The 26,080-nt window shown below is 55.4% G+C and carries 26 protein-coding genes and 2 tRNA genes; 15 read left to right on the forward strand and 13 right to left on the reverse strand.

Annotated features, from left to right (window positions below; genetic code table 11):
* Window positions 1-28: 28 nt before the first annotated feature.
* A complete protein-coding gene (gene typA, locus IR141_RS00085) occupies window positions 29-1,840 on the reverse strand; it encodes a translational GTPase TypA (protein WP_135033616.1) in 1,812 nt (603 codons plus the stop codon).
* Window positions 1,841-1,968: 128 nt separating this feature from the next.
* Here typA and IR141_RS00090 point away from each other — a divergent pair, with 128 nt between their 5' ends.
* The 3 genes from IR141_RS00090 (at window position 1,969) to bfr (IR141_RS00100) (ending at window position 3,244) form a co-directional block, all read left to right on the forward strand.
* Window positions 1,969-2,211 (forward strand): hypothetical protein, encoded by a 243-nt coding sequence (locus IR141_RS00090; protein ID WP_135033618.1) that lies wholly within the window; start codon window positions 1,969-1,971, stop codon window positions 2,209-2,211.
* Between the two features lie 70 nt (window positions 2,212-2,281).
* A complete protein-coding gene (bfr, locus tag IR141_RS00095; protein ID WP_135033619.1) occupies window positions 2,282-2,746 on the forward strand; it encodes a bacterioferritin in 465 nt (154 codons plus the stop codon).
* 24 nt (window positions 2,747-2,770) lie between these two features.
* On the forward strand, window positions 2,771-3,244 hold the full coding sequence (bfr, locus tag IR141_RS00100; protein ID WP_135033621.1) for a bacterioferritin: 474 nt from the start codon (window positions 2,771-2,773) through the stop codon (window positions 3,242-3,244).
* 429 nt (window positions 3,245-3,673) lie between these two features.
* Here bfr (IR141_RS00100) and recB read toward each other — a convergent pair whose 3' ends face one another.
* From recB to pcnB, 4 genes are all read right to left on the reverse strand, one after another.
* On the reverse strand, window positions 3,674-7,324 hold the full coding sequence (gene recB / locus IR141_RS00105) for an exodeoxyribonuclease V subunit beta (RefSeq protein ID WP_135033624.1): 3,651 nt from the start codon (window positions 7,322-7,324) through the stop codon (window positions 3,674-3,676).
* A gap of 146 nt (window positions 7,325-7,470) precedes the next feature.
* Complete coding sequence (locus tag IR141_RS00110; protein ID WP_135033626.1) at window positions 7,471-7,740, reverse strand: DUF1040 family protein; 270 nt, start codon at window positions 7,738-7,740, stop codon at window positions 7,471-7,473.
* Window positions 7,741-7,875: 135 nt separating this feature from the next.
* Complete coding sequence (locus IR141_RS00115; protein ID WP_228068095.1) at window positions 7,876-8,121, reverse strand: glutaredoxin family protein; 246 nt, start codon at window positions 8,119-8,121, stop codon at window positions 7,876-7,878.
* Window positions 8,122-8,128: 7 nt separating this feature from the next.
* The gene (gene pcnB / locus IR141_RS00120; RefSeq protein WP_135033630.1) at window positions 8,129-9,475 is read right to left on the reverse strand and encodes a polynucleotide adenylyltransferase PcnB; all 1,347 of its coding nucleotides are present in this window, start codon (window positions 9,473-9,475) and stop codon (window positions 8,129-8,131) included.
* Between the two features lie 461 nt (window positions 9,476-9,936).
* Here pcnB and IR141_RS00125 point away from each other — a divergent pair, with 461 nt between their 5' ends.
* The 6 genes from IR141_RS00125 to IR141_RS13260 all read left to right on the forward strand — a co-directional run bounded on the left by IR141_RS00125 (window position 9,937) and on the right by IR141_RS13260 (window position 13,444).
* Window positions 9,937-10,122: a DUF3460 family protein gene (locus IR141_RS00125; protein ID WP_135033744.1), complete on the forward strand. Its 186-nt coding sequence runs from the start codon at window positions 9,937-9,939 to the stop codon at window positions 10,120-10,122.
* Window positions 10,123-10,147: 25 nt separating this feature from the next.
* The gene (locus IR141_RS00130) at window positions 10,148-10,816 is read left to right on the forward strand and encodes a class I SAM-dependent methyltransferase (protein ID WP_135033632.1); all 669 of its coding nucleotides are present in this window, start codon (window positions 10,148-10,150) and stop codon (window positions 10,814-10,816) included.
* A gap of 13 nt (window positions 10,817-10,829) precedes the next feature.
* Window positions 10,830-11,489: a tol-pal system YbgF family protein gene (locus IR141_RS00135; RefSeq protein WP_135033634.1), complete on the forward strand. Its 660-nt coding sequence runs from the start codon at window positions 10,830-10,832 to the stop codon at window positions 11,487-11,489.
* 401 nt (window positions 11,490-11,890) lie between these two features.
* Entirely contained in the window at window positions 11,891-12,379 is a 489-nt protein-coding gene (gene purE / locus IR141_RS00140) for a 5-(carboxyamino)imidazole ribonucleotide mutase (protein ID WP_135033636.1), read from the forward strand.
* A 439-nt stretch (window positions 12,380-12,818) separates the two neighbouring features.
* Complete coding sequence (crcB, locus tag IR141_RS00145; protein WP_135033638.1) at window positions 12,819-13,196, forward strand: fluoride efflux transporter CrcB; 378 nt, start codon at window positions 12,819-12,821, stop codon at window positions 13,194-13,196.
* Between the two features lie 56 nt (window positions 13,197-13,252).
* A complete protein-coding gene (locus tag IR141_RS13260) occupies window positions 13,253-13,444 on the forward strand; it encodes a hypothetical protein (protein WP_228068096.1) in 192 nt (63 codons plus the stop codon).
* Window position 13,445: 1 nt separating this feature from the next.
* On the opposite strand, the gene metW is transcribed toward IR141_RS13260, so the two are convergent.
* The gene (gene metW / locus IR141_RS00150; RefSeq protein ID WP_135033746.1) at window positions 13,446-14,027 is read right to left on the reverse strand and encodes a methionine biosynthesis protein MetW; all 582 of its coding nucleotides are present in this window, start codon (window positions 14,025-14,027) and stop codon (window positions 13,446-13,448) included.
* A complete protein-coding gene (locus IR141_RS00155) occupies window positions 14,023-15,165 on the reverse strand; it encodes a homoserine O-acetyltransferase (RefSeq protein ID WP_135033640.1) in 1,143 nt (380 codons plus the stop codon). The genes metW and IR141_RS00155 overlap by 5 nt, the downstream gene beginning before the upstream one ends.
* A gap of 164 nt (window positions 15,166-15,329) precedes the next feature.
* On the opposite strand from IR141_RS00155, the gene IR141_RS00160 reads away from it, so the two are divergent.
* The gene (locus IR141_RS00160; RefSeq protein WP_135033387.1) at window positions 15,330-15,509 is read left to right on the forward strand and encodes a hypothetical protein; all 180 of its coding nucleotides are present in this window, start codon (window positions 15,330-15,332) and stop codon (window positions 15,507-15,509) included.
* A 298-nt stretch (window positions 15,510-15,807) separates the two neighbouring features.
* Window positions 15,808-16,998: a succinyldiaminopimelate transaminase gene (gene dapC / locus IR141_RS00165; RefSeq protein WP_135033642.1), complete on the forward strand. Its 1,191-nt coding sequence runs from the start codon at window positions 15,808-15,810 to the stop codon at window positions 16,996-16,998.
* Between the two features lie 572 nt (window positions 16,999-17,570).
* Here the strand turns inward: dapC and ilvC are convergent.
* On the reverse strand, window positions 17,571-18,584 hold the full coding sequence (gene ilvC / locus IR141_RS00170) for a ketol-acid reductoisomerase (RefSeq protein ID WP_135033644.1): 1,014 nt from the start codon (window positions 18,582-18,584) through the stop codon (window positions 17,571-17,573).
* Between the two features lie 43 nt (window positions 18,585-18,627).
* The gene (locus tag IR141_RS00175) at window positions 18,628-18,933 is read right to left on the reverse strand and encodes a putative quinol monooxygenase (protein WP_135033646.1); all 306 of its coding nucleotides are present in this window, start codon (window positions 18,931-18,933) and stop codon (window positions 18,628-18,630) included.
* Between IR141_RS00175 and IR141_RS00180 the strand changes: the two genes are divergently transcribed.
* Window positions 18,932-19,069, forward strand: coding sequence for a hypothetical protein (locus IR141_RS00180; protein WP_167742948.1), 138 nt, complete (start codon window positions 18,932-18,934; stop codon window positions 19,067-19,069). The genes IR141_RS00175 and IR141_RS00180 overlap by 2 nt on opposite strands.
* Before the next feature lie 25 nt (window positions 19,070-19,094).
* Here the strand turns inward: IR141_RS00180 and ilvN are convergent, their stop codons facing one another.
* From ilvN to IR141_RS00195, 3 genes are all read right to left on the reverse strand, one after another.
* Window positions 19,095-19,586, reverse strand: a complete 492-nt coding sequence (gene ilvN / locus IR141_RS00185) for an acetolactate synthase small subunit (protein WP_135033648.1) — start codon at window positions 19,584-19,586, stop codon at window positions 19,095-19,097.
* Complete coding sequence (gene ilvB, locus IR141_RS00190) at window positions 19,586-21,364, reverse strand: biosynthetic-type acetolactate synthase large subunit (RefSeq protein ID WP_135033650.1); 1,779 nt, start codon at window positions 21,362-21,364, stop codon at window positions 19,586-19,588. Before ilvB ends, ilvN begins: the two co-directional genes overlap by 1 nt.
* Before the next feature lie 367 nt (window positions 21,365-21,731).
* Window positions 21,732-21,807: transfer RNA gene (locus tag IR141_RS00195), tRNA-Arg, on the reverse strand.
* Between the two features lie 264 nt (window positions 21,808-22,071).
* On the opposite strand from IR141_RS00195, the gene IR141_RS00200 reads away from it, so the two are divergent.
* Window positions 22,072-22,899, forward strand: a complete 828-nt coding sequence (locus IR141_RS00200) for a cytochrome c5 family protein (protein WP_135033652.1) — start codon at window positions 22,072-22,074, stop codon at window positions 22,897-22,899.
* A 145-nt stretch (window positions 22,900-23,044) separates the two neighbouring features.
* On the opposite strand, the gene IR141_RS00205 is transcribed toward IR141_RS00200, so the two are convergent.
* Entirely contained in the window at window positions 23,045-23,578 is a 534-nt protein-coding gene (locus IR141_RS00205) for an RDD family protein (protein WP_135033654.1), read from the reverse strand.
* Between the two features lie 132 nt (window positions 23,579-23,710).
* On the opposite strand from IR141_RS00205, the gene IR141_RS00210 reads away from it, so the two are divergent.
* Entirely contained in the window at window positions 23,711-25,621 is a 1,911-nt protein-coding gene (locus tag IR141_RS00210) for an ATP-binding cassette domain-containing protein (RefSeq protein WP_135033656.1), read from the forward strand.
* A gap of 329 nt (window positions 25,622-25,950) precedes the next feature.
* Window positions 25,951-26,041: transfer RNA gene (locus tag IR141_RS00215), tRNA-Ser, on the forward strand.
* The last annotated feature ends 39 nt before the right edge of the window (window positions 26,042-26,080 follow it).

A 26,080-nucleotide genomic window follows, 5' to 3' on the forward strand; every position in this document is an offset into this window, starting at 1 on the left:
CAGACGGCCTGGCATTTAAACGGTGGGATTAATCTGGTTTTTTGAAATGCTTGCGGCGTTCGTGTTCCTGCAGATAACGCTTGCGCAGGCGGATGGATTGAGGAGTGATTTCCACCAGCTCGTCATCATCGATAAACTCGACCGCGTTCTCCAGTGTGAGCTTGATCGGCGTGGTCAGGCGCACGGCTTCATCGGTGCCGCTGGCGCGCACGTTGGTGAGTTTTTTGCCTTTGAGCGGATTGACCACCAAATCATTGTCGCGGCTGTGGATGCCGATAATCATGCCTTCGTAGATTTTTTCGCCGGGCGACACAAACATGCGGCCGCGGTCTTCGAGGTTCCACAGGGCGTAGGCAACGGCCTCACCTTGTTCCTGTGATACCAGCACACCGTTGTGGCGGCCGGGCATATCGGGCTTTACGGGAGCGTAGTCGTCAAAAACGTGGCTCATCAGGCCGATGCCCCGGGTGAGTGTCATGAATTCGCCTTGGAAGCCGATCAGGCCGCGGGCGGGGATATGGTATTCGAGGCGGGTGCGGCCGTTGCCATCGCTTTCCATATTGGTTAATTCGCCACGGCGGCGGCCGAGCTCTTCCATTACTGCGCCTTGGTTGTCATCGGGTACGTCGACGGTGAGGTTTTCATACGGCTCGCATTTTTGACCGTTGATTTCGCGGTACACCACGCGTGGTTTGCCTACGGCCAATTCGTAACCTTCACGGCGCATGTTTTCCAACAGAATGGTCAGGTGCAGCTCGCCGCGACCGGATACGCGGAAAATATCGGCATCTGCGGTGTCTTCCACGCGCAGGGCTACGTTGGTAAGCAATTCTTTGTTGAGGCGGTCGCGGATTTGGCGGCTGGTTACAAACTTTCCTTCAGTGCCGGCCAGCGGGCTGGTGTTGACCATAAAGTCCATGGTGAGGGTGGGCTCGTCCACGCTGAGCATGGGCAGGCCGACTGGGTTGTCTTTATCGGAAATGGTTACGCCGATACCGATGTTGTCAAGGCCGGAGATAATCACGATGTCGCCGGCCTCTGCTTCTTCAAGCGGCACACGCTCCAAGCCTTTGAAGCCCAGCAGCTGGTTGATGCGGCCTTGCGCTACCTGTTTTTCGTGGTTCATCACCGCGACCGCTTGGCCGGGTTTGATGCGGCCGTTGAGAATGCGGCCGATGCCGAGACGGCCGGTGTAGTTGTCGTAGTCGAGTTGGGAAATCTGCAATTGCAGGGTTTCGCCGGCACTGCCGGAAGGGGGCGGGGTGTGTTTCAGAATGGTTTCAAACAGCGGGCGCATATCGCTGCTTTCATCGCTTTCTTCCAGTTTGGCAAAACCGGAAAGGCCGGATGCGTAAACAATGGGGAAATCAAGCTGTTCATCGGTGGCGCCGAGTTTGTCGAAAAGCTCGAAAGTTTGATCGATTACCCAGCTCGGGCGGGCGGAGGGTTTGTCGATTTTGTTAATGACCACAATCGGGCGCAGGCCGAGCGCCAAGGCTTTTTTGGTTACGAAACGGGTTTGCGGCATCGGGCCTTCCTGTGCATCGACCAACAGCACTACGCAATCGACCATGCCTAAAACACGCTCCACTTCGCCGCCGAAATCGGCGTGTCCGGGAGTATCGACAATGTTGATGTGGTAGCCTTCGTATTCGATGGCGGTGTTTTTGGCGAGAATGGTGATGCCGCGTTCTTTTTCGATGTCGTTGCTGTCCATCACGCGCTCGTCAACCTGCTGGTTGGCGCGGAACGTGCCGGATTGCCGCAGAAGTTGATCGACCAGTGTGGTTTTGCCGTGATCGACGTGGGCGATGATGGCGATGTTGCGGATTTGTTTCATGGTTTCAAACAGTCTGATAGCTAAAAATAACCCCGCATTATAACATGGTATTCGTTTGGTTTCTTTCAGTCATCTATGTGGCAGCAGCGATAAATTATTTTAATAAGTGAAAAGAAATAATTTATAACATGGTTGAAAATAAAGATAAAAACACGATCCAAGCTGAATGGGGCGGAGTGGAAAGTGATTGTTGCGGTTTGGTTGATTTTTTAAAGTTAAATTTTGTAAATAAAAAGCCGCGTTGCAATAAATTATTAATATTAAGTGCAACAAAAATCAAACGGAAACAAGCCATTAGTTTTTCAAACGGTTTTTCCGAGCAGTTATTACCTTTGATAATTGTTTGTATTTTAAATGGAAAGTTTGTGTAAACCAGGTTTGTTGCTTACAATTTTAACCAAGCAGACATGCAAAACCGAAACACAAACGAAAGGACACATCATGCAAGGCGATAAAGCTATTATTGATTATATGAATGAATTGCTGGCGGGAGAATTGGCCGCGCGCGACCAATATTTCATTCACTCACGCATGTATGCCGAATGGGGCTACAGCAAATTGTTTGAGCGTTTGAATCACGAAATGGAAGAAGAAACCCAGCATGCGGAGGATTTTATCCGCCGTATCCTGATGTTGGGCGGCACGCCGAAAATGGTTCCTGCCGAAATCAACGTGGGCGAAGATGTGGCATCTGCGCTTAAAGCAGATTTGAATACCGAATACGAAGTGCGCGATGCGCTGAAAAAAGGCATCAAATTGTGCGAAGAAAAGCAGGACTACGTTACCCGCGAACTGATGGTCGCGCAATTGAAAGACACTGAAGAGGATCACGCCCACTGGCTCGAACAACAATTGCGCCTGATTGATTTGGTGGGTATTCAAAACTACCTGCAAAGCCAGCTGTAACAGGCCGTCTGAAAGGAGATTGTCATGCAAGGCGACCGTTTGGTTATCCGCGAGCTAAACAAAAACTTGGGTTTGCTGCTGGTAACCATCAACCAATATTTCCTGCATGCCCGCATTTTGAAAAACTGGGGGCTTGAGGAGTTGGGCGAACATTTCTACAAGCAGTCTATCGTGGAAATGAAAGCTGCCGATGATATCATCGGGCGTGTTTTGCTGCTTGAAGGGCTGCCCAATCTGCAGGATTTGGGCAAGCTGTTGATTGGCGAGAGTGCTGAAGAAATCATTGAGTGCGATTTGACCCAAGAGCAGAAAAAGCACACCGCGTTGGTGGAGGCAATTGCATTGTGCGAAGAGAAGCAGGATTATGTTTCGCGCGATTTGCTCGAAAAACTGAAAGACATCAACGAAGAGCATATTGATTGGCTGGAAACCCAGCAGGAGCTGATTGCCGGCATGGGTCTGCACAATTATCTGCAAACCGGGACGCAAGAGGACTGACACACAAACCACTGCCAAATACAGCAGTCTTATTGAGTACCGGCCAACAAACGGCATACTTAAGGGTATGCCGTTTTATTTGCGCCTTGTTTTCAGACGGCTTCAGGTGTTTATGGGGCTGCGTTTTTGGTGTGCAGTTTGGTGTGTGGCAGCATCAAGGTTTTGATGTGGAATCGAAATAAAACGAAACAGATGCCGAACCGATACAGCGTATGGTGAATCCGCTTTGTTTTCGATACGGAGCAGGGCTGCAGGCCGCACAGACAATATGGAGCCGGCTACACTGCCGCTTTAGCGGCCGGCAAAACCGTGCTCTTTGGGCTGGGGCGCAGCAGAGCCGCAATCCAAATAAAGCGGGCTCACTATGGGCGGCACGGAAGGGCGGTATCGTTTGTATTTTGGCTGAACCATAAAATAAACGTAACAGACTCAGCCGTTTTCCAGCCAGCCGGACAGCAGCCCGATATCGAAATCCCAAGCCCAAATGCCGTTGCCGCTGCCGTTAAGGCCGCGCAGAAAGAGATAGCGTACGGCGATTTTCTGCACAGGCTGTTGCCGTGAACGGAAATAGCGTGCGGCGGCAATGGCGTAAATCAAGGCCTGCAGGTAATAGTGGTGGTGTGCCACCGCTTCGTTCATGGCCGCCTGGTGGTAATCGGCGGCGGTTGGCCCGAGATGGTTGGACTTATAATCGATTAGGGTAACGAGGCCGTCTGAATGCAGGCACACCATATCGATAAAGCCGTTGAGAAAGCCTTTTACATCGTTAAAATCCAAGAGTTGGGCGGCAGCGGCACACTCGGCAGGCAGGCCGTTATCGGGGCGGGCAAACCATTGCTGCAGGTGTTTGAGCGTGAAGTCGTGCATATGCAGCGTGAATGCCATTTCGGCGCGGCGGCGTTTTGTGGGCGTGTCGGCGAGCGTGCCGCTGCCCAGCGGTGCAGAACGGGTGTGGTCGAGCATGGTTTCAACGGCCTGCTGCCAATGCGGCTCGAAGCCGTAGCGTTCAAGGACGGTGCGCACGAGATCGCTTTGGTCGGATGCGGGGGTGGAAAAGTCAAACTGCTCTAAAATTTCGTGCAGGCAAACGCCGGCATCGGCTCCGCGCGCAAAAGCATGGATATCGCGCCCGCCCGGGCTTGGTGGGTTTTCAGACGGCCTGAATACGGGCGCATCACCGGTTTCGGCCAGATCGACGGCAGGTTGCAGCTCTTCGCCGGCCTGCTCCCTATCTCCGCTGCGGTGGCGGGTTTGGCGGCTTAAACCGGTGAAGCTGGTGTGGTTTATGGTTTCAAACAGCCGGACAGGCAGGTTTTGCGCCAGATAGCGGCCGTCTGAAGCCGCCGGCGGCCGGTAGTTTGCCGCCGGCGGTATGTCTTCGGTGAACGCAAAATCGGTGTTGGGGGGGGCGTTTGCAATAAACTGCTGCCAGTTGCGCTTCAATTTGGCGGCCCGCTCGGTTTTTGCGGCGGCGGTATAGGCAGCTTCGGTTTCGGCGCGGCCTGCGTCTGTGCCGCCTTCGAGCAGATAGGCCAGCGGGTTGCGGGGGGTGTCGCTGCAATGGGCGGCATACACGGTCAGGCGCTCTTCGGCACGGGTAAGGGCAACGTAGAGCAGGCGAAGGTTTTCGCTGAGGTTTTCATCGGCAAGGCGGCTGCTGTCGGCTTCATCGGGCTGGTGGGGGGCGAGCAGTTCGGCCTGTCCGTTGCGGTGGAGAATCTGCCAGTGGTTTTCGGGCTTTTTGCTGTCCCACACAAACGGGCAGAATACCACGGGATACTGCAAGCCTTTGGCGGCGTGCATGGTTACGATTTGCACCAGGTTTTCATCGCTTTCCAGCCGCAGCAGGTTGTTGTCGGGGTGGGCGGTGTTGTCGGCGGCCGTCTGAATTTGTGAGAGCAGCCATTGGTGCAGCGGGGCGGGGCCGAGGTTGTGTCCGCTTTCTTCGGCCAGCCTTTCGATAATCTGGTGATAGTTGGTGAGGCTGCGTTCGTTGCCTTCGGCCAGCAGCCGCTCTTCAATGCCGTGGCGCGCGGCAAACTGCTGCATGGCGGCGTAAATGCCGTATTGCTGCCAGGTTTCGGCAGCATCGTGTGCCGATGCCATCCATTCGAGCAGGCTGTTTTCATCACGGTTGAGGGCGTAGAGTTCGGCGGCTGTTTGGTTGAACAGCACGCCGCCGAGCACGAAACGCAGCGGCCCGGTGTCGTGCGGCTGCAGCCAAAAGCCGAGCAGGGCGGCAACGGCTGCGGCTTCTTCGGTGGCAAACACCGATTCGCGGCTTAACAACACGCTTTGAATGCCGCGTTTTTTCAATTCGGCGGCCGCCATCCGCCCTTCGTTGTAGGTGCGCACCAATACGGCAATCTGCCCCGACTGCAGCGGTTTTCCGGCATCATCGGGATGTTTGCGGTAGTTCAGACGGCCTGCTGCGGCTTGGTTGAGCAGGCCGGCGATTTCATCGGCGCAGTATGCGGCGGCACGGTTGCGCAGCATATCTTTGTTACTGTTTTCATCGGGGCGGTTGAGCCAGCGCACCTGTATGGCGCTGCCGCCGGCGTTCAGACGGCAGGTTTCGCGTGAGGCACCCACATCGGCATAGCCGATATGGTCGATGACGAACGGGCGGTTTTTTAGCCGGAAAAGGGCGTTGATGCCGCGTATCAGCCTGCCGTGGCTGCGGTGGTTGACTGCCAGCGTGTAGCGTTTGCCGGCATCGTGCGCGGCCTGCAGATAGGCGTGGATATCGGCGCCGCGAAAGCTGTAAATGGCCTGTTTGGGGTCGCCCACCAAAAACAGCGGGCGGTTTTGCCCGGCAAACAGACGGCTGAAGATGGTGTATTGCAGCGGGTCGGTGTCTTGGAATTCGTCTATCAGTGCGGCCTGCCAGTCGGCTGCGGCAGCTTGCGCCAGCGCATCGGCGTGTGCGCCGGTGGCGAGGGCGTGGTAAACATCGAGCAGTAAATCGTCAAACACCCGCTCGCGGTGGTTTTTTTTGTGTTCGGCCAGCGCGGCGGCAAGATAGTCGAGCAGATCGAAATAAAGGGCGGCAAGGGCGTTTTGTTCGGTTTGGGCAATGCCGGCCAGTTGGCGGCCGAACGCGGCCAGTTTGTCGAACCCGGCCTGCGTTTGGGCATCTAGCGTTTTGCCTTTTTTGATTTTGCCGGGCAGGGTTTCGGCAGAAAGGTTTTCCAAGCGTTTGAAAAAATCTTCCTTTTTCTTGGCTTCTTGCGGCACCTCGGGCAGGCGGTTGTGTGCGGCGGCCTGTTGCAGGGTGGCGAAGAGTTCTTGATAGGAAGGCTTTTTGAAATAGGTGCCGTTTAAAACGGTGGCAAACAGCGCCCAGAATTTTTCTTCCAAAGCGGGCAGGGCGGTGCGGATTTCCTGCCAGCTTTGTTCCGCCGCAGCGTAGCTTGCGGCTAAATCGCTCTCAGGCCGTCTGAAAACCAAATAGGGGCGGCCGGTAAAGTGTTTGACGGCCGCCAGCGCGGTTTGCGGGGTTTGCCGGTTTTTGAACACCAATTGCGCCAACAACGGGTCGGGCGACACTTTTTCGCGCCAGAAATCCTGCGCGGGTGTGAGCAGGCGTTCGCGGGTGTCGCCGGTGAGCGAGACATCGAACGGCACTTGGCACAAAAAGGCATAGTCGCGCAGCAGCCGCTGGCAGAAGCCGTGTATGGTGTAAATCGAGGCATTGTCGAATCGACTGATGGCGGCCTGCAGGCGAACCATCAGCCTTTCGCGGCTTTCGTGCTGCAGGGCTTGCTGCAGCAGCGGCAGGATAAAGCCGTCGCCGGGGTGGCGGCTGAGGCAGTGGTTTTGCAGGCCGTCTGAAGTGCCGCCGTGTTCCAACGCCGACAAGGCATCGTCCAAGCGCGCGCGCAGGCGGGTTTTCAGCTCGGCGGTGGCAGCTTTGGTAAACGTAACCACCAATATGCTTTCCACCGGCATTTTTTCGAGCACAATCAGGCGGGTGAAGAGGGCGGCGATATTGTAGGTTTTGCCTGTGCCGGCCGAGGCTTCAATCAGGTTGGTGCCTTCAACGGCAATGGCGAGCGGGTCAAACGGCTGTGCGTGCATGGCGGGTTGGAAAATAGGTTGGAAGTAGGGCGGTTTTGATGATTCAGACGGCCTGAAGCGTTTGCAGATTCATGCCGGTGTTTGCTGCGCCGGTATCGTGTGCGGGCATGGGCGCACGCAAATGGTTTTGGATTCCGCTCTCTGTTTTATTCTTTGATGATGCCGCGCGCTTTGAGTAGGGCGGTTTTGAAGTCTTCTTCATAATCTTTCTGCACGCCCGGAACGGGTTCGTGTCTGCCGAGGCTGCTCATTTTCAGGTGGTAGATAACCACTTCGTCTGTCAGCTCGGCAAGGGGTTTGTGAAAGCCCGCTTCGGCGGCGATTTTCTGCAAAACCTGCGTGAGGTTCAGCTCGGGGTCTTTCGACCAATAGGGTTGCAGCAATTCAAGCAGTTCGCGTAAACGGCGGCTTCTCATGGTGGTTGCTTTTTGTGGCGGTGAAAGCGGGTAGTGTAAGGGTTTTTGCGGCGCGGCACAAAGATATCAGGCCGTCTGAACGAATTGTTTTCAGACGGCCTGAAATTTGCAGGGAGCGGTTGTCAAATAAGTGGTTTAACTCTGGCGGCAGGCGTGCAAAAAAGCCTGCAATTTGGGTTCGTCTAAAAACCAATGGCAGATTTCGGTGTGGCCGTGCAGCAAAACGGGCACGAGTTCGTTGTATTTTTCTTCCAGCTGCGGGTGGCTGTCCACATCGATGATTTCCAAATCAAATCCGTATTCGGCTTGATAGGGCAGCAGGGCATTGCGCATTTTGCGGCACAGGCTGCAATATTCGCGGAACAGCAGTGTTAAAGCCAAACGGTTTTCAGACGGCATGGCTGCTTCCTTCTTTCTTTTTGCGCGGCCTGCGGCGGCGTTTGCGTTTTTCTCCGCCTGCGCCGCCGTTTTCCTTTTCCTGCCCTGCACTCATCAGCAGGCGGGTTTCATCACCGGCGTGTTGGAAGGCCGTCCACCATTGCGCCAGCCCGGGGTCGGCACTGCCGGTTTCGGCGCGCAGCAGCAGAAAATCGTAGGCAGCGCGAAAGCGCGGGTGGGCAATCAGGCGGTGCGGGCGTGCGCCCCGGCGGTTGGCAAACTGTGGTTGGAGCTGCCAGATTTCGCGCATGGTGGCGGAAAACCGCTGCGGCACACCCCAGCCTTTTCCGATGTCGCGCAGCTCATTAACGGCTTGGGTGAGCGCGGGTGCAGGCTTTTGGCCGGCGGCGAGATTGCGTTGCCAACAGCTTTCGAGCTGCGGCCACATCACGGCGGCCAGCACGAAACCTACCGACACCGATTTGCCGGCGAGCAAACGCTCATCGGTGTTGCGCAGGGCGTGCGTAATCATGCCCTGCCCGTTTTTTCCCGCCTGTTGCAGGGCGGTGAGAATCGGGTGGATGCCGGCCGCCACGCCCAAACGCTCGAATTGTGCCAGGCATTGCAGGGCGTGGCCGGAAAACAGCAGCTTCATGATTTCGTCAAACAGGCGCGCCGCCGGCTCCTGTTTCAGACGGCCGGCATACTCGGCAATCGGAGCGGCAGTTTCCCGCTCCACTTCAAAGCCGAGCTTGGCCGACAGGCGCACGGCGCGCAACACGCGCACAGGGTCTTCCTGATAGCGCGAGCCTGGGTCGCCGATCATCACCAGCCTGCGCGCGCGGATGTCGGCCACGCCGTGATGGAAATCGATGATCTGTTGGCGTATCGGGTCGTAATACAGCGCATTGCAGGTGAAATCGCGGCGCACGGCATCTTCTTCCATGCTGCCGTAGGTGTTGTCTTTCATGATGCGGCCGTGTTCGTTGTGCTGCACCTTGCCGCCGCCGCGGAATGTGGTAACTTCGATGGTTTCCGGCCCCACCATCACGTGCACGATCTGGAAACGCCGGCCGATGATGCGGCTGCGGCGGAATATTTTGCGCACCTGCTCGGGCGTGGCATCGGTGGCCACATCGAAATCTTTCGGCTCGATGCCCAGCAGCAGATCGCGCACCGCACCGCCCACCACATAGGCTTCGAAACCTTCGTTGTGCAGGCGGCGCACCACTTTTTCGGCGGCGAAGCTGAGCATATCGGCGCTGATTCGGTGTTCGGCAAATGCAACCGTTTCTTTGTGCGCACGCAGCCTGCCCGATTTGCCGGGCAGCACTTTGCGCAGCCATTTTTTCAACATATTGATCCAACCATAAAACAAATACCGGGCCGTCTGAAATGCCTGAAATGTAGAAAATTCTAGTGTTGTTTACACTTTATCACTTTTATCCGAACGCCCGTTTTGGGATTTTCGGAGAGAGTGATGCCGAAAGGCACGGCGGAGCCGCATGGTTTTTGAGCATACCCAAAAAATCACGAAGCCGTGATTGCGGCAAAACACACGCCGTTTGCGCATGGAAAGCGCAACACCCCGGCTTTTCCGACACCCGAAACCTTTGCAGAAAAACCTGAATGCAAACCTTGCTGCAAAAGGTTTCAGACGGCCTGCGTTACCCGACAGGCAGGCTTGTCTGCCAAATCCGCCGCACTGCCGGCAAAACGGCGCATTATACCCCATCACTGCGCCGCATATGCCGTTTTTTCGGCTATAATTGCGCGTATTGAGCAACATAAATGCATCAAACCGAAAGAGAACACCCCATGTATCACTACCAATCCGAGGCCACCCGTTTTCTTAACGACTACATCGAAAAACACCCGCAAGAGGCTCAGCAACGCCTGAAAAACCGCGCCCTTTTGTGGGATGTGGAACTCAACCCCGAAGAACAGGCGGGCTATGAAGCGGCCAAACTGCCGAAAAAGCCCTACGCCTACCAGCCCGACTGATGCCGTTCAGACGGCCTTTGCAGCCATGGCAACCCACAAACACCATATTTCCCCGCAGCTTGCCGGCTATCTGAACAGCATCGGCGAGCCCGAGCCGCCCGTTTTGGCCGCCCTGCGCCGCCGCATGTCCGGACACCGCTTGGGCAAAATGGCCGTTGCGCCCGAGCAGGCCGCGCTGCTCACATGGCTGGCGCGGCTGATTCGCGCCGAACATTATCTCGAAGTGGGCGTGTTTACCGGCTACAGCAGCACCGCTATGGCTTTGGTGCTGCCGCCCGAAGGCACCGTTACCGCCTGCGACATCAACGTTACTTTCACCGACACCGCCCGCGAAACTTGGCAGGCCGCAGGCGTGGCGCACAAAATCACCCTGCACCTGCAACCCGCGCTGCTCACGCTCGATGATTTAATCGCCGCAGGCCGCAGCGGCAGCTACGACATCGCCTTGATTGATGCCGACAAACCGCCCACCCCGCAATATTACGAGCGTTGTCTGCAACTGGTGCGCAGCGGCGGCATCATCGCTATCGACAATGTATTGCTCGGTTCACGCGTGCTGCAGCCTGCTACCGCCGACAGCCCCGATGCCCATGCCGTTTTACAGGCATTCAACCGCAACCTGCCGCACGATAACCGCATTATTCCCATCACGCTGCCCGTGGGCGACGGCCTTACCCTGTTGTTGAAAAAATAACCGTGAGAACATCATGCCTTCCAAATTTCCCGCCCTGCTGTTTTGCGTTTTTCTGCTCAATGCCTGCGCCGATATGGCCGCTTCTCCGGCTCCGGCAACCCAAAGTCGTCCGCCCCAAGCGCGTATTCCCTATCCCGAACCCGATATGCAGGCGCAAATCCATAAACTGGGCATTCAGACGGCCCGTTTGGAGCAGCAGATAGAAAGCCTGCAAACCCGTGTGCGTCAATTGGAACGCCGCCCTGCCGCCCGCACAGCCACACGCAGCGGCAGCGGTGCAGCCGCCCCGGCAGACTCCGCCAGCCCCGTTGCCGGCGGATACGACCATGCCCTCAGGCAATACCGCAGCGGCAATTACGCCGCCGCCATTGCGCTGTTGCGCGGTGCCGACAGCGGCGGCAACGGCAGCGATGATGCCCGCGAGCAAATGTATCTGCTGCTGCAAAGCCACCAGCGCATGGGTAACTGCGAATCGGTGATCAATATCGGCAACCGCTTTGCCAAACGTTTCCGCAACAGCCCCCAGGCATCTGAAGCCCTGTTCGGTGTCGGCTCGTGCCAATACCGTATGCAGCAGCAGGACATCGCCCGCGACACTTGGCGCAAACTGATTCAAACCTATCCCGACAGCCCGGCGGCCAAGCGCGCTTATGCCGAATTGAAAAAACGCTGACAGGCCGAAACCTTTGCCAAAACTCATTCAGGCCGTCTGAAATATTCAATAATCGTCATGAGCTTTGCACGTCCGCTGTGCGCTCCCCCGTGTAGGCGGGAATAACGGATTTAAGCATTTCAGACGGCATTATTAAAGGTATTTTTGCAAAGATCTCAGGCCGTCTGAAAGCTTTTTCAGACGGCTGTATCCCGCTTCGGGGCATGCCCTTGTGTATAATGGGCTGCCCGTTTTCCGACTCAGGGTAATCGGCCGCAAACCATAAACAAACCATAAAGCAGCGGGGCAGGGCGCGGCAGCGGCGCAGCAAAAATGAAGCCGGTTCTGCTGCCGTTGCGCCCCCGGCGGCGCCGGGCAGACAGCGGTTTCCCGTCCCCCCAACCCTATTTTAAGGAGCAGCAATGATTCAAATCGGCATTATCATGGGCAGCAGCAGCGACTGGCCGGTGATGCAGCAGGCCGCAAAGATTTTGGAAGCGTTCGGCGTAGCTTATGAAGCCCGCGTGGTTTCCGCGCACCGCACTCCCGATTTAATGTTTGAATACGCCGAAAACGCGCGTGCGCGCGGCATCAAAGCCATTATTGCCGGCGCGGGCGGAGCAGCCCATCTGCCCGGCATGGTGGCGGCCAAAACCACCGTGCCGGTGTTGGGTGTGCCCGTGCCGGGCAGATATCTGAGCGGAAAAGATTCGTTGCTGTCTATCGTGCAGATGCCCAAAGGCATTCCTGTGGCCACGTTTGCCATCGGTGAGGCCGGTGCTGCCAACGCAGCTTTGTTTGCCGTGGCCATGCTGGCCAACGAAAGCCCCGGGCTGGCCGAACAACTCGAAGCCTTCCGCCGCCGTCAGCAGGCCGCCGTGCTGGCGATGGAGCTGCCTGCAGCGGAATAAATGCCGTAGCTTTTGCCGGATAGCCGGTTGTCGGCTTCCCGCCATACCCCCGGGCTTGATCCGAGTATAATGTTCAGACGGCCTAAACGGCCTGCTATAGTGAATCTGCTTACTCCATTACAACGTTGCTGCGGCTTGTTGCCTTACTACTGAAAATTAATTGAATCCACTGTAAAGGTTTCAGACCAAAACCTTTGCGGCACTGGCTTCTGGCCATCTGAAAACTTATGCGGATACACGGTTTGCGGTAGCACAGCCCGCCATTGCCGGGCTTGACCCGGCAATCCGGCGCCGGATACTTCTGAAATATCCACCTTTCAAGCCCGAGCATGACGGAATCCAACATTTCAGACGGCTTTAATGAGTTTTGCCAAGATTTCAGGCCGTCTGAAAACCTTTTCCGGCACCGGCCGCCTTTTCGGTTTGACAGGATAGCACCATGTTTGCCAATTTTTCCGCCATCGTTGCAGGCGCCGCATTCGGCGCATTGCTGCGCTACGCGTTCGGCCTATGGTTTGCGGGCACGGCTTCGTGGTTTGCGTTCGGCACGCTGGCGGCAAACTGGACGGGTGCTTATTTAATCGGCCTGATTGCCGCATTGCTGGACTGTTTCCCTGCGCTCAGCCCCAATTGGCGTTTGCTGCTGATCACCGGTTTTCTCGGCAGTCTCACTACTTTTTCTGGGTTTTCGCTGGAAATTATCGGTATGTTGCAAGCGCAGCGGTGGGGTGCTGTGCTGGCAGTGGTTTTGCTGCATTTGCTCGGCTCGCTGCTGCTGGCCGCTTTGGGCTTGGCAACGGTGCAGTTATTCCGCTGAAAACGGAACGCAGCCATGCCGGAGCCTTTGCACCTGCTCCCATCTGCGGCGCATTTCTGTGTTGTGCGTTTCTGCCCTTTGGGGTTACTGCCCGCTCGCCTGCCTGTCTGTCTGATATGTTTGCGCCCGCTGCGCTGCTGCGCCTTGAACTGCATCCACATCTGGGGGCAAAGGTTTCATACTGTGATAAAGACACTTCAGGCCGTCTGAAATGTTTCAGACGGCCTCTGTTTGATTGTTTGTCATAAACTAACCCACCCGGTAAAACGCCAGGCTGCCGAGCAGGTTGGGCAGGATATTGATGCGCCTGCCGGCGGTCATCACTGTGCGCTCGAGCACGCGGATATGGTTTTTGGCGCACAGGCGGTCGAAATCGTGCAGCGTACACCAGTGGATATTGGGCGTGTTATACCATTGGTAGGGCATGCGTTCGCTCACCGGCATATGCCCGGATAGGCCGATTTGCAGGCGGTTTTTCCAGTAGCCGAAATTGGGAAACGACACGATGGCCTGCCGGGCCACGCGGGTGAGGTCTTGCAGGATGGTTTCGGTGTTCTGCATGGCCTGTATGGTTTGGCTCAGTACCAAAACATCGAAGCTGCCGCTGTCGAAATCGCGCAACCCCTGCTCCAAATCGGCCTGTATCACGTTGATGCCGCGCGACATCGAGGCAATCACGCCTTCGGTGTCGATTTCCACGCCGTAGCCGGTGCAGTTTTTCTGCCGCATCAGCGCAGAAAGCAGCTCGCCGCTGCCGCAGCCCAAATCCAGCACGCGGCTGCCGGCGGGAATCCAGTCGTAAATCAATTGCAGATCATCGCGCAGTTCAATCACGGCAGCACTCCCGGGCTATGTTGTCCATATAGGTGCGCACGGCGCAAAGATAAGGCTCGTCTGCCATCAGAAAGGCATCGTGGCCGTGGTGCGATTCTATTTCGATATACTGCACGTTTTTGCCGGCCTTCACCAAATGTTTCACCAGCGCGCGCGAGCGGGCGGGGGCAAAACGCCAGTCGCTGCTGAAGCCGGCCACGAAAAATTTGGCCTGCACGGTTTTGAGGGCGGCGGTCAAATCGTTGCCGAACTCGGCGGCGGGGGCGAAATAGTCCAACGCTTTGGTCATGCGCAGATAGGTGTTGGCATCGAAGCGCTCGGCAAATTTGTCGCCCTGATAGCGCAGGTAGGATTCGACTTCGAATTCAACATCGTAGCTGTATCGATAGCCTTCGGCGTGCATGTTGCGGCCGAATTTTCTGCCCAGGCTTTGTTCGGCCAGATAGGTGATGTGCCCCATCATGCGGGCAATGCGCAGGCCGCGGCGGGGAATGGTGCCGTGGCGGCGGTAGTGGCCGTTGTGGAAATCGGGGTCAGTGATGATGGCTTGGCGGGCGATGTCGTTGAAGGCGATATTTTGGGCAGAAAGACGGGTAGCCGAGGCAATCACCAGCGCATGGCGCACGCGCCGGGGAAAGTCTACCGCCCATTGCAGGGCCTGCATTCCGCCCAAGCTGCCGCCTGCAACCGCCGCCCATTGCCTGATGCCGAACCGGTCGGCCAAAAGGGCTTGGCTCTGCACCCAGTCTTTTACCGTTACCACGGGGAAATCGGCACCGTATTCTCCGCCGGTTTCAGGGTTGGTACTCAAGGGGCCGGTGCTGCCGTGGCAGCCGCCGAGGTTGTTTACCCCCACCACAAAAAAGCGGCCGGTATCGATGGGCTTGCCGGGGCCGACCATGGTGTCCCACCAGCCGGGGTGTTTGTCGTGGGGCGAGTGGCGGCCGGCAACGTGGTGGTTGCCTGAAAGGGCGTGGCAGACCAATACGGCGTTGGATTTATCTGCATTGAGCGTGCCGTAGGTTTCGACCATTAGATCGAAGCGCGGCAGGGTTTGCCCGTTTTGCAGGGCAAGCGGCGTTTCAAACGCGATTTTCTGCGGGGTTACAATCCAAACATCGGTTTTGTCGGTCATGGCGGCAGGCGCTGGTTTGGGAAAGCGGCTATTATAGCGGTTTGGTTATGGTTTGTGTGTGTATGGCCGCAGCGGGTAGCCCACTGTTTTTACACAGCCCGGCAGGGCGGGGCTGGATTTTTCAGACGGCCGCTGCGGCAAGTTTGGCAGGAAAACGGAATATCATGATAGGCCGCATTTTACGCATTGTGTTTTTGATTGCACTGGTTGCTTTGGTGGTGCACCGCCTGTTTGGCCGTAAACAGAAACGCGCCCTGCACGAAATCGTGCAAATCAGTGCATGGGTGTTTCTGGCAGCGGCACTGGCGGTGTTGGGGTGGTATGTGTCGGGCGCGGTGAGGTAGATATGCAGTGCATCAAAGATAGCAGCGATACAGCGCTGCATCTCTTTGGCAGCCGGAAGAGGCCGGTTCGGCAAGCCGAGAAGGCGGATTGCGTCGGTGGTGCCTGAGGCTCGGTATCTTGTTCTGCGCGGTTTGTGCCGTGATTAACCGCCCAAACGCTGCAGCCGACCGCAGGGCTTTATTGCAGCCGTAATGCGCCGGCAACGGCGGTGGAAACCGCGCTTTTGCAGCCGCACACCCTGCGTGATTGATGTTAAGATACGCATTATTTTCAATATTATGCGTTCAAACCCATGCTATGAATCCGTTACTTAACACCCTGCAACCTTACCCGTTTGCCCGCTTGCGCGAAGCCCTGGCCGGCATTCATCCTCCCGCCGGTGTTGTGCCCGTGCCGCTGCACATCGGCGAACCCAAACACCCCGCGCCTGCCGTGATTACCGATGCGCTCACCGCCGCTCTGCCCGAGCTTGAACAATACCCTTTGTCGGCCGGGCTGCCCGAGCTGCGCCAAGCCTGTGCGGATTGGGCGGCACGCCGCTACGGCGGCCTGCAGCTCGACCCCGAAACCGAAATCCTGCCCGTGCTCGGCAGCCGAGAAGCGCTGTTTGCCTTTGCCCAAGTGGTGCTCGAGCATGTTTCAGACGGCCTCAAACCCGTGGTGGTCTGCCCCAATCCGTTTTATCAGATTTACGAAGGCGCCGCCCTGCTCGGCGGCGGCGAAATTCATTTTGCCAACTGCCGCGCCCCGCGTTTTCTGCCCGACTGGAGCCAGGTGCCGCAAGCCGTTTGGCAGCGCACCAGGCTGGTGTTTGTGTGTTCGCCCGGCAACCCAAGCGGCAGCGTGATGCAGCTTGGCGATTGGGCGGAACTCTTCGCCCTGCAGGAGCGCTACGGTTTCGTTATTGCTTCTGACGAATGCTATTCTGAAATCTATTTCGGCGGCAACCGGCCCATCGGTGGTTTGCAGGCCGCACGGCAGCTCGGCCGCAGCAACAAGGGCATCGTGATGTTTACCAGCCTGTCCAAACGCTCCAACGTGCCCGGCCTGCGTTCCGGCTTCGTGGCGGGCGATGCCGGGTTGCTCAAAGCCTTTTTGCTCTACCGGACCTATCACGGCAGTGCCATGAGCATTCCCGTCCAACGCGCCAGCACCGCTGCTTGGAACGATGAAGCACACGTTGTCGAAAACCGCCGCCTGTATCAGGAAAAATTCGACAAAGTGCTGCCTATCCTGCAAACCGCTTTTGATGTGCGCCTGCCTGATGCTTCGTTTTATATTTGGCTGAAAGTGCCGGGCGGCGACGATTTGGCCTTTACCAAAACGCTGTGGCAGCAGGCCGCCGTCCAAGTGTTGCCCGGCCGCTTTCTGGCGCGGGATACCGGACACGGCAATCCGGGTGCAGGCTATGTGCGCATCGCGCTGGTGGCAGATGTGGAAACCTGTGTGAAAGCAGCGCAAACCATGGCGGCGCTCTACCGCCGCTAAACGGTTGCCGCAGGGCAGGTGTACTCCCTGCGGCTTCGCCTTCAATCTATACCGCTGCTGCAACCGTTATCGTGAATCCGCTGTAAAAGCATGGTATGTTGGTTTGGCTTATTGCAAATACAGGCCGTCTGAAAGGTTTCAGACGGCCTGTATCGTACCCTTTGGGTGCAAGGCAGGCCGCGCAGACAGTACGGAGCTGATTCTGTACCGCCTGGGGCTTATAAAACTGTTTTCTTTGAGCTGGCTGGGGTGCAGCCATGCGGTAACGGAAATGTAGAGATGGGCTATATTCTTGCGGCGGAGGGAAAACGGGCTCGCTAAACGGCCGTTATCCACATGCCGCCCATATTTGAATTTGCAGAAACCGCAGGCCGTCTGAAATCATTACTGCCGTTTCCGCCCGGCAGCTTTGCAAAGCCGGCGGTTGGGTTGGGGGCAGGCAGTTCAGGCAGAATTTTTAGAAGGCACCGGCTGTTTGGATGATGCAGAAAGTTTCAGGCCGTCTGAAAGGGTTCAGACGGCCTGTGTTTTGCGGCAGCGGGAAAAACCGTTATGGCGCACCGTATGCCGGTTTAGTTTTTGTCCAGATCCACCAGTTTGTTTTTGGCAATCCACGGCATCATGCTGCGCAGTTGCGCGCCCACTTTTTCGATGGGGTGGTCGGCATTCAGGCGGCGGCGGGCGGTCATGCTGGCGTAGTTGGCGGCGCCTTCCTGAATGAACATTTTGGCGTATTCGCCGCTTTGGATGCGGTAGAGTGCTTTTTTCATCGCTTCTTTGGTGGCGGGCGTAACCACTTCGGGGCCGGTAACGTATTCGCCGTATTCGGCATTGTTGGAAATCGAGTAGTTCATGTTGGCAATGCCGCCTTCATACATCAAATCCACAATCAGTTTCAGCTCGTGCAGGCACTCGAAATAGGCCATTTCGGGGGCATAGCCGGCTTCAACCAGGGTTTCGAAGCCGCATTTCACCAGCTCTACCGCGCCGCCGCACAATACGGCCTGTTCGCCGAACAGGTCGGTTTCGGTTTCTTCGCGGAAGTTGGTTTCAATCACGCCGCCTTTGGTGCCGCCGTTGGCTGCGGCGTAAGAGAGGGCGATGTCGCGGGCTTTGCCGGAGTGGTCTTGGTGAACGGCAATCAGGGTGGGCACGCCGCCGCCTTTGAGGTATTCGCTGCGCACGGTGTGGCCGGGGCCTTTGGGGGCAACCATAATCACATCGATGTTTTGGGGCGGCACGATTTGGTTGTAGTGGATATTGAAGCCGTGGGCGAATGCCAGGGCGGCACCGTCTTTCAGGTTGGGAGCGATTTCGTTTCGATAAACAAAAGGCTGGGTTTCGTCCGGCAGCAGAATCATCACCACATCGGCGGCTTTGACGGCATCGGCTACGCTGCGCACATCGTGTCCGGCGGCAACGGCTTTGTTCCATGAGCTGCCTGCGCGCAGGCCGATGACCACGTTCACGCCCGAATCTTTCAGGTTGGCCGCATGGGCGTGGCCTTGCGAGCCGTAGCCGATAACGGCTACGGTTTTGCCTTTGATGAGGGAGAGGTCGGCGTCTTTGTCGTAATAAACTTGCATATTGCTTCCTTTGGGATAAATGTGGGATAAATGTTTGAAAAAGTTATCGGTCGGCGTTATCGGAAATATCGCTCATCAGCACAATGCTGACGCTTTCGGTTTTGCCTTCGATGGCTTTGAGAAAATTTTGAAAATGCGCGCTTTGGCCGTGTTCGTCCACCGCCGCCTGAGATTGCCAGATTTCGAAAAACACCACGCGGTCGGGGTTTTCGATGTCTTGGTGCAGGTCGTAACGCAGGTTGCCCGCTTCTCGGCGGCTGGCCGATACCAGTTGCCCAAACACGCCGTGAAGCTCTTGGCGGTATTCGGGTTTGACCACAATGGTGGCGGCAATTTTAACGGGCTGCATGGCGGTTTCCTCGCTATTTTTTCAGACGGCTGAATTGGCTTTAAGAGGCCGTCTGAAAAAGTTTTTCGGCTCTCCAAACGGCGCGGTTTGGCGGCCGTTTGAAATGGGTTTGGTTTTTCAGACGGCCTTGCTTTGAACATGAGGCCGTCTGAAAAAGCTGTTTAAATTCTTAAAATCCGCTCGCCCCTGCCGATGCCTGCGGCACCGGTGCGCACGGTTTCGAGAATCGCGGCTTTGCCTACGGTTTCTAAAAACGAGTCTAATTTGTCGCTGGAGCCGGTGATTTCGACTGTGTAGGTTTTGTCGGTAACGTCCACCACGCTGCCGCGGTAGATTTCGGCCAGGCGCAGAAATTCATCACGGTCTTTGCCCAAGGCGCGCAGCTTTACCAGCATCAGCTCGCGCTCTACGAAGCGGCTTTCGTTCAAATCCACCACTTTTACCACTTCGACCAGCTTGTTGAGCTGTTTGGTGATCTGCTCCAAAACAGTGTCGTTGCCGTGGGTTACGATGGTCATGCGCGAGAGGGTTTTGTCTTCGGTGGCGGCCACGGCCAATGAATCGATGTTGTAGTCGCGGGCTGAAAACAAGCCCACCACGCGGCTCATCGCGCCTGATTCGTTTTCCATCAGGATAGATAAAATATGTCGCATTATGGCACGCTCCTTGTGTCGTAATCACGGTCTCTCACATCGTTTACATCGGAATCTTCAGGCGTTTGGCGCATATGCGGCGGCAGCACCATTTCGTCCAAACCTTTGCCGTTGCCTACCATCGGGAACACGTTTTGTTTTTTGTCGGTAATGAAATCGAGAAATACCAGGTGCTCTTTCAGCCTTACCGCCTCGCGCAGCGCGCCCTCTACATCGGATTTTTTATCTACGCGGATACCCACATGGCCGTAGGCTTCGGAAAGTTTGACAAAGTCGGGCAGCGAATCAAAATAGGTTTCGGATTCACGGTTGCTGTAATAAAGCTCCTGCCATTGGCGCACCATGCCGAGATAACCATTGTTGAGGGTAACAATGTTAACCGGAATGCGGTATTGGAAGCAGGTGGAAAGCTCTTGGATATTCATTTGGATAGAGCCTTCGCCGGTGATGCAGAACACATCTTGATCGGGCGCGGCCAGCTTGGCACCCATGGCATAGGGCAGCCCCACGCCCATCGTGCCCAAACCGCCCGAATTGAGCCATTGGCGCGGACGCTCAAACGGATAATATTGCGCGGTAAACATTTGGTGTTGGCCTACATCCGAAGTGATGATGGCCGAATTTCGGGTAACTTCGGCCAGTTTCTGCACCACATATTGCGGTTTGATGATTTCGCAGTCGTTATCAAACCACAAACAGTTGCGGCTGCGCCATGCTTCGAGGGTTTGCCACCATTTTTCAAGGGCAGCGGGCGTAACCGCCAGCTCCTGCTTTTTCCACAGGCACACCATTTCGGACAGCACGTTTTTCACATCGCCCACAATCGGTACATCCACCCGCACACGCTTGGCGATGCTTGAGGGGTCGATATCGATATGAATGATTTTTTTGGATTTTTCCAAGAATTTGGCAGGCACCGATACCACGCGGTCATCGAAACGTGCGCCCACGGCTACCACCACATCGGCATTCTGCATCGCCAAATTGGCTTCATAAGTGCCGTGCATACCCAGCATGCCGAGAAACCGGCGGTCGCTCGAAGGGTAGGCGCCCAGCCCCATCAACGTGCCGGTGCAGGGCGCACCGGTTAAACGTACCAAATCGATAAGCTCTTGATGCGCATTGCCCAGCACCACGCCGCCGCCGAAATACACCAGCGGGCGTTTGGCCGAAGCGAGTATCTGCACGGCTTTTTTGATTTGGCCGGTATGGCCCTGTGTAACAGGCTGGTAGGAGCGGATAAAAATATCTTCCTGCGGATAGCTGAATTTTGCCATCGCCTGGGTAACGTCTTTGGGAATATCCACCACCACCGGGCCGGGACGGCCGCTGGCGGCAATCTGAAAAGCTTTTTTGATGGTAACGGTCAGCTCGTTGATGTCGGTTACCAGAAAATTGTGTTTCACGCAGGGGCGGGTGATGCCTACCGTGTCTACCTCTTGAAATGCATCGGTGCCGATGGCCGGTGTTGCCACCTGGCCGGCAATCACTACAATGGGAATGGAATCCGAATAAGCAGTGGCGACGCCGGTCAGGGCATTGGTTGCGCCCGGGCCGGAAGTAACCAGCGCCACGCCCACTTTGCCGCTGGTGCGCGCATAGGCATCTGCCGCGTGAACTGCCGCCTGTTCGTGGCGGACCAAAATATGTTTGAATTTATTGAGCTGGAAAAGCGCATCGTAGATTTCGAGAACCGCGCCGCCGGGATAGCCGAAAACGTATTCCACGCCCTCAGCCTTCAGACTCTGCACGAGTATTTGTGCACCTGATAACTGCATATCTGCCTCTTTTTTCTGCGTGTAAACCAATAGGGGAAGCCGGCTCCGCCACAGCACCTGTAATGCAATTTCTGCAGGCAGCGGTTTAGGGTACGCGCACTGCAGAAAAACAGCAGCAGCCAAGCAGCCCGATCAATTGGTTCAGACGCTTGAGCGTTTATCGAAGTAAAAGAGCTTAAAAGATAACCCAAACACCCTATCCAATCAAGACAAAAACTTTCATGTGGGGGCGGAAAAAATTCATATATAGTTTAATGTTTGATTTACAACAGAATAAATCGGCATTATCAAGAGAAAATCTGCTTTCAGACGGCCTGGAAGCCAATCGGGCAGCACCGCATAATACGGCACTGCCCGACTGTTGAACTGGCGCACCCAACAGGGATCGAACCTGTGACCTCCAGCTTCGGAAACTGACACTCTTCCAACTGAGCTATGGGTGCGTAAAGGCCGACAGATTAACGCAAAACACCTCATTTGGCAAAATTATTTCGCGGGGAGGAGCTGCAATGGCTGCGCTATTTTCCCGCAGGGTGTGTAGGCTGATGTAGTAATCGGCATTTTTTTGAGGAAGGTTAAACTTAACGATTGGAAAGCCGCCGCGAATTCAGTATAATCCAGCAAATTATTGTTAATGCAAATTAACAGATTTAAAACACTACAAGCCCTTATCCTCACAACCTACCAAAACGGCGAGGCTCAACCACATGAACCACTTAAGCAACAACAAAGCCCGAGGCTCTGCGTTAACTCCGCTGATCGGCGGCATCGTCATCCTGCTTGCAGTATTGTTTTTTCTGGTCAAGCTGGCTACCGGCGGCTATTACAGCGATGTGGAGGCTTCAACGCCCTCTGCCATCCAAACCCGTATCATGCCTGCAGGCAACGTTACCATGGGAGACGGCACGCCTGTCGGCCAGCGCACCGGCGAGCAGATTTTCAACAAAGTCTGTATCCAATGCCACGCTGCCGATGGCAATATTCCCAATGCGCCCCGCGTAACCCATAATAACGAATGGGCGCCGCGTATCGCAAAAGGCTTCGAAACCCTGTTCAATAATGCTCTCAACGGCTTTAACGCCATGCCGGCCAAAGGCGGCCAGGCCGATTTGACCGATGACGAACTCAAACGATCCATCGCCTATATGGCCAACCAGTCGGGGGGCAACTTGGAGGCGCCTGCAGTCGGTGCTTCGGGTGCTGCTGCATCAGGTGAAGATACCGCAGGCTCCGCTTCGGATTCTGCCGGCACCGCAGTCTCTGCTGCTGACGGACAAAAAGTGTTCGACACCTCATGCGCCGCCTGCCACGGAGCCACTTCGGCCATTCCCAATGCGCCGAAAATCACCAAAAACGATGAATGGGCGCCGCGTATCAAGCAGGGTAAAGAAATCTTGTTCAAGCACGCAATCGAAGGCTTTACCGGCCCCAGCGGTTCACTCATGCCGGCAAAAGGTGGAAATGCCAGCCTGACGGACGATGAAGTGAAAGCGGCCGTAACCTATATGGCCAACCAATCCGGCGGTAACATTTGATTTGGATGTAGATATTTAAATTTCTTCTAAAAAAGCGTACTGTTTGGGTGCGCTTTTTCTATTGGAGCCAATTTAACTCGGCCCCGGATAGCGAGATGCCCGGATCAAGCCCGGGCATAACGTATTTAACCGATTTGTTTTTATATTATTTTTGGGGATTTTGTATTTTGCGTTTTCCCCGCGCATCAACCAAACGGGTTCCGGCCAGATAGTCATATAAAAACTGCCGCTGTGGGTTGAACAGAGCGAATCCCCACGGCAGTATCCACCAAGCCAGTGCTGCGCCGAAGGCCGGTTTCGGAGGTATCCCGCCCAAGTGGCGCAAAGCCGAATAAGCCAGCATGGGGACGAAAATAATCAGCACACACGCCCACATAAAGCGCAGGCGCAATTGCCGCAGCGGGGGGCGGGCGCCTGCCGCATCGGTCAAACCGATGCCCCATACTTTCATCGGCAGCGTTTGTCCTTTTTGATACCAGTTGGCTTTGAAATAAAACCACCACACCGCTAACGGAATCAACATGGCCGCCAAGCTGGCCAAAATATAGGAAACGGTATTAAGCAGAGTGGCAGCCACGCCGGCAAGCAGCATGGCTGGCACGCCAACGGCGCCGGCCAGCAGTGCTTCGTATAGCAGCGCAATCAGGCGGCGTTTGATAGAAACGGCGGGTTGGGTCATAAAATAAAAACGTTTGAATCATCAAGACAGCCATTATATCGGATAACGGCTCCCCGGCGTCAGGCCGTCTGAAACGCTTTTTTCAGACGGCCTCATCTATTAAAATATGGGCTTTTTACACACCTTGAAACCATGAGCATCCTGCAAGCAGAAAATCTCTCATTCGCCGCTGGCCATGTTGCCTTGCTTGATAAAGCCTCGTTCCAGCTGGAGAGCGGGGAAAAAGTCGGCCTTATCGGCCGCAACGGAGCAGGCAAATCATCACTGCTGAAAATTCTGGCAGGTGTGCAGAAGGCCGATGAGGGGCGGCTGATTCTGCAAAACGGCCTGAAAACCGTGTATGTGCCGCAAGAATCGTTTTTCAATCCTACAGAGAGTGTGTTTGATGTGGTGGCCGAAGGCTTGGGCGGGCTGCGCGGCATTCTGCGCCGCTACCACTGCATCAGCCGCGAACTGGAAAGCGGCACCAATGATGCTTTATTAAAAGCCCTACATGAGGTGCAGATCGAACTGGAGGCGCAAAACGGCTGGCAGTTCGATGCCGCCATCAAGCAGGCCGTCAGCGAGCTGGGTTTGCCTGAAAACGAATTAATCGGCAACCTTTCCGGCGGCCAAAAAAAACGTGTAGCACTGGCGCAGGCATGGGTGCAGAAGCCCGATATCCTGCTGCTGGACGAACCCACCAACCATCTCGACATCAACGCCATCATATGGTTGGAAAACCTGCTCAAAGCCTTTGAAGGCAGCATCGTGGTTATCACACACGACCGCCGTTTTCTCGACAATATTGCAGAGCGTATTGTCGAACTCGACCGCGGTATTCTGCGTTCCTATTTCGGCAGTTTTTCCAAATACAGCGAGAAGAAAGCGCAAGAATTGGCTGTCGAAGCCGAACACAACCGCCTGTTCGACAAATTCCACGCACAGGAAGAAGCCTGGATACGCAAAGGCATCGAAGCGCGCCGCACCCGCAACGAAGGCCGCGTGCGCCGTTTGGAAGAATTGCGCCGCCAGCGTGCAGAGCGCCGCAATGTGCAGGGGCGTGTTAATTTCAAGCTCGACAGCGGCGGAAAAAGCGGCAAAATCATCGCCGAGCTGGAGCACGCCTCGTTTCAATACGGCGGCAAAATCATCATCGACAAATTCTCCACCGTGATTCAGCGCGGCGACAAAATCGGTTTAATCGGCCCTAACGGCATCGGCAAAACCACCTTTTTAAGGCTGATTTTGGGCGAATTGCAGCCAAGCTGCGGCCGCATCCGCATCGGCAGCAAACAGGAAGTAGCCTATTTCGACCAATTCAGAAGCGCACTCAACGAAAACGACACCGTGTTCTACACACTCGGGCAAGGCAACGATTATGTAGAAGTCGGCGGCAAGAAAAAGCACGTGATGAGCTATCTCGAAGATTTTTTATTCCATCCGGCCCGCGCACAAAGCCCCGTTTCCTCACTTTCCGGCGGAGAGCGCAACCGCCTCCTGTTGGCCAAACTGTTCACCAAGCCCGCCAACATCCTGGTGCTGGACGAACCAACCAACGATTTGGACATCGAAACGCAAGAGCTCTTAGAAGAACTTTTACGCGATTATCAGGGCACAGTGTTTCTGGTTAGCCACGACAGAGCGTTTTTAGATAATGTGATCACACAAAGCATTGTATTTGAAGGTAAAGGCCGTCTGAAAGAATATATAGGCGGCTATGAAGATTATCTTGATGCCAAAAAGCGCGAACAAAGCTTTCAGACGGCCTCGGATACCAAAATCGAAAAGCCGCCGGCAAACATAGACAACGGGCGCAAAGCCAACCGTACGGCAAAACTTTCCTATAAAGAACAACGAGAGCTTGATGCGCTGCCCGAAGAAATCACCACTTTGGAAAACGAACAGGCCGAAATTAATGAGCAGCTTTCCGCTCCTGAAGTGTTCAAAAACTACGAAAAAGCCGGTTTACTGCAGGCGCGGGCAGAAGCAGTCGAAATACTGCTGCAGGAAAAACTAGAACGCTGGGAAATATTGGAAAACAAGAAAAACAGCGCAGGTTGAGCCGGCCATACACAGTTTCAGGCGGCTAAAGCTTCAGACGGCCATCTGAAACTTGAGCCTGAGATCTTTGCAAAATTCAAAAAACACAACCCGTTTATTTTCTGCCATGCCAGCACGGACGGAACCCAAGCATTTAGTATCCCGGTATTTATTTAATCGATATTTCCATATTTTTATCTAGAATGTCCGCCTGTGTAGAAATAATAGCATTTAAGCCTTTCAGACAGTTTTAAGAGTATTTTTCAGAGACCTGTATCGGCCTGCCGGAGAAAAGACTTCGCCAGGAGATTGCCAGCATAATGCAAACCCCGTATAATTCTTTCTTACTCAGAGAGGTGGATGAGTGGTTGAAGTCGCACGCCTGGAAAGCGTGTATACGTGAATAACGTATCGAGGGTTCGAATCCCTTCCTCTCTGCCAAATACCAAGTTCGGGTCTTGTTTGAGGGTCGGGTTTGTT

This window comes from Neisseria sp. 19428wB4_WF04 (assembly GCF_015235335.1).
GTDB classification, from domain to species: Bacteria; Pseudomonadota; Gammaproteobacteria; order Burkholderiales; family Neisseriaceae; genus Neisseria; species Neisseria musculi.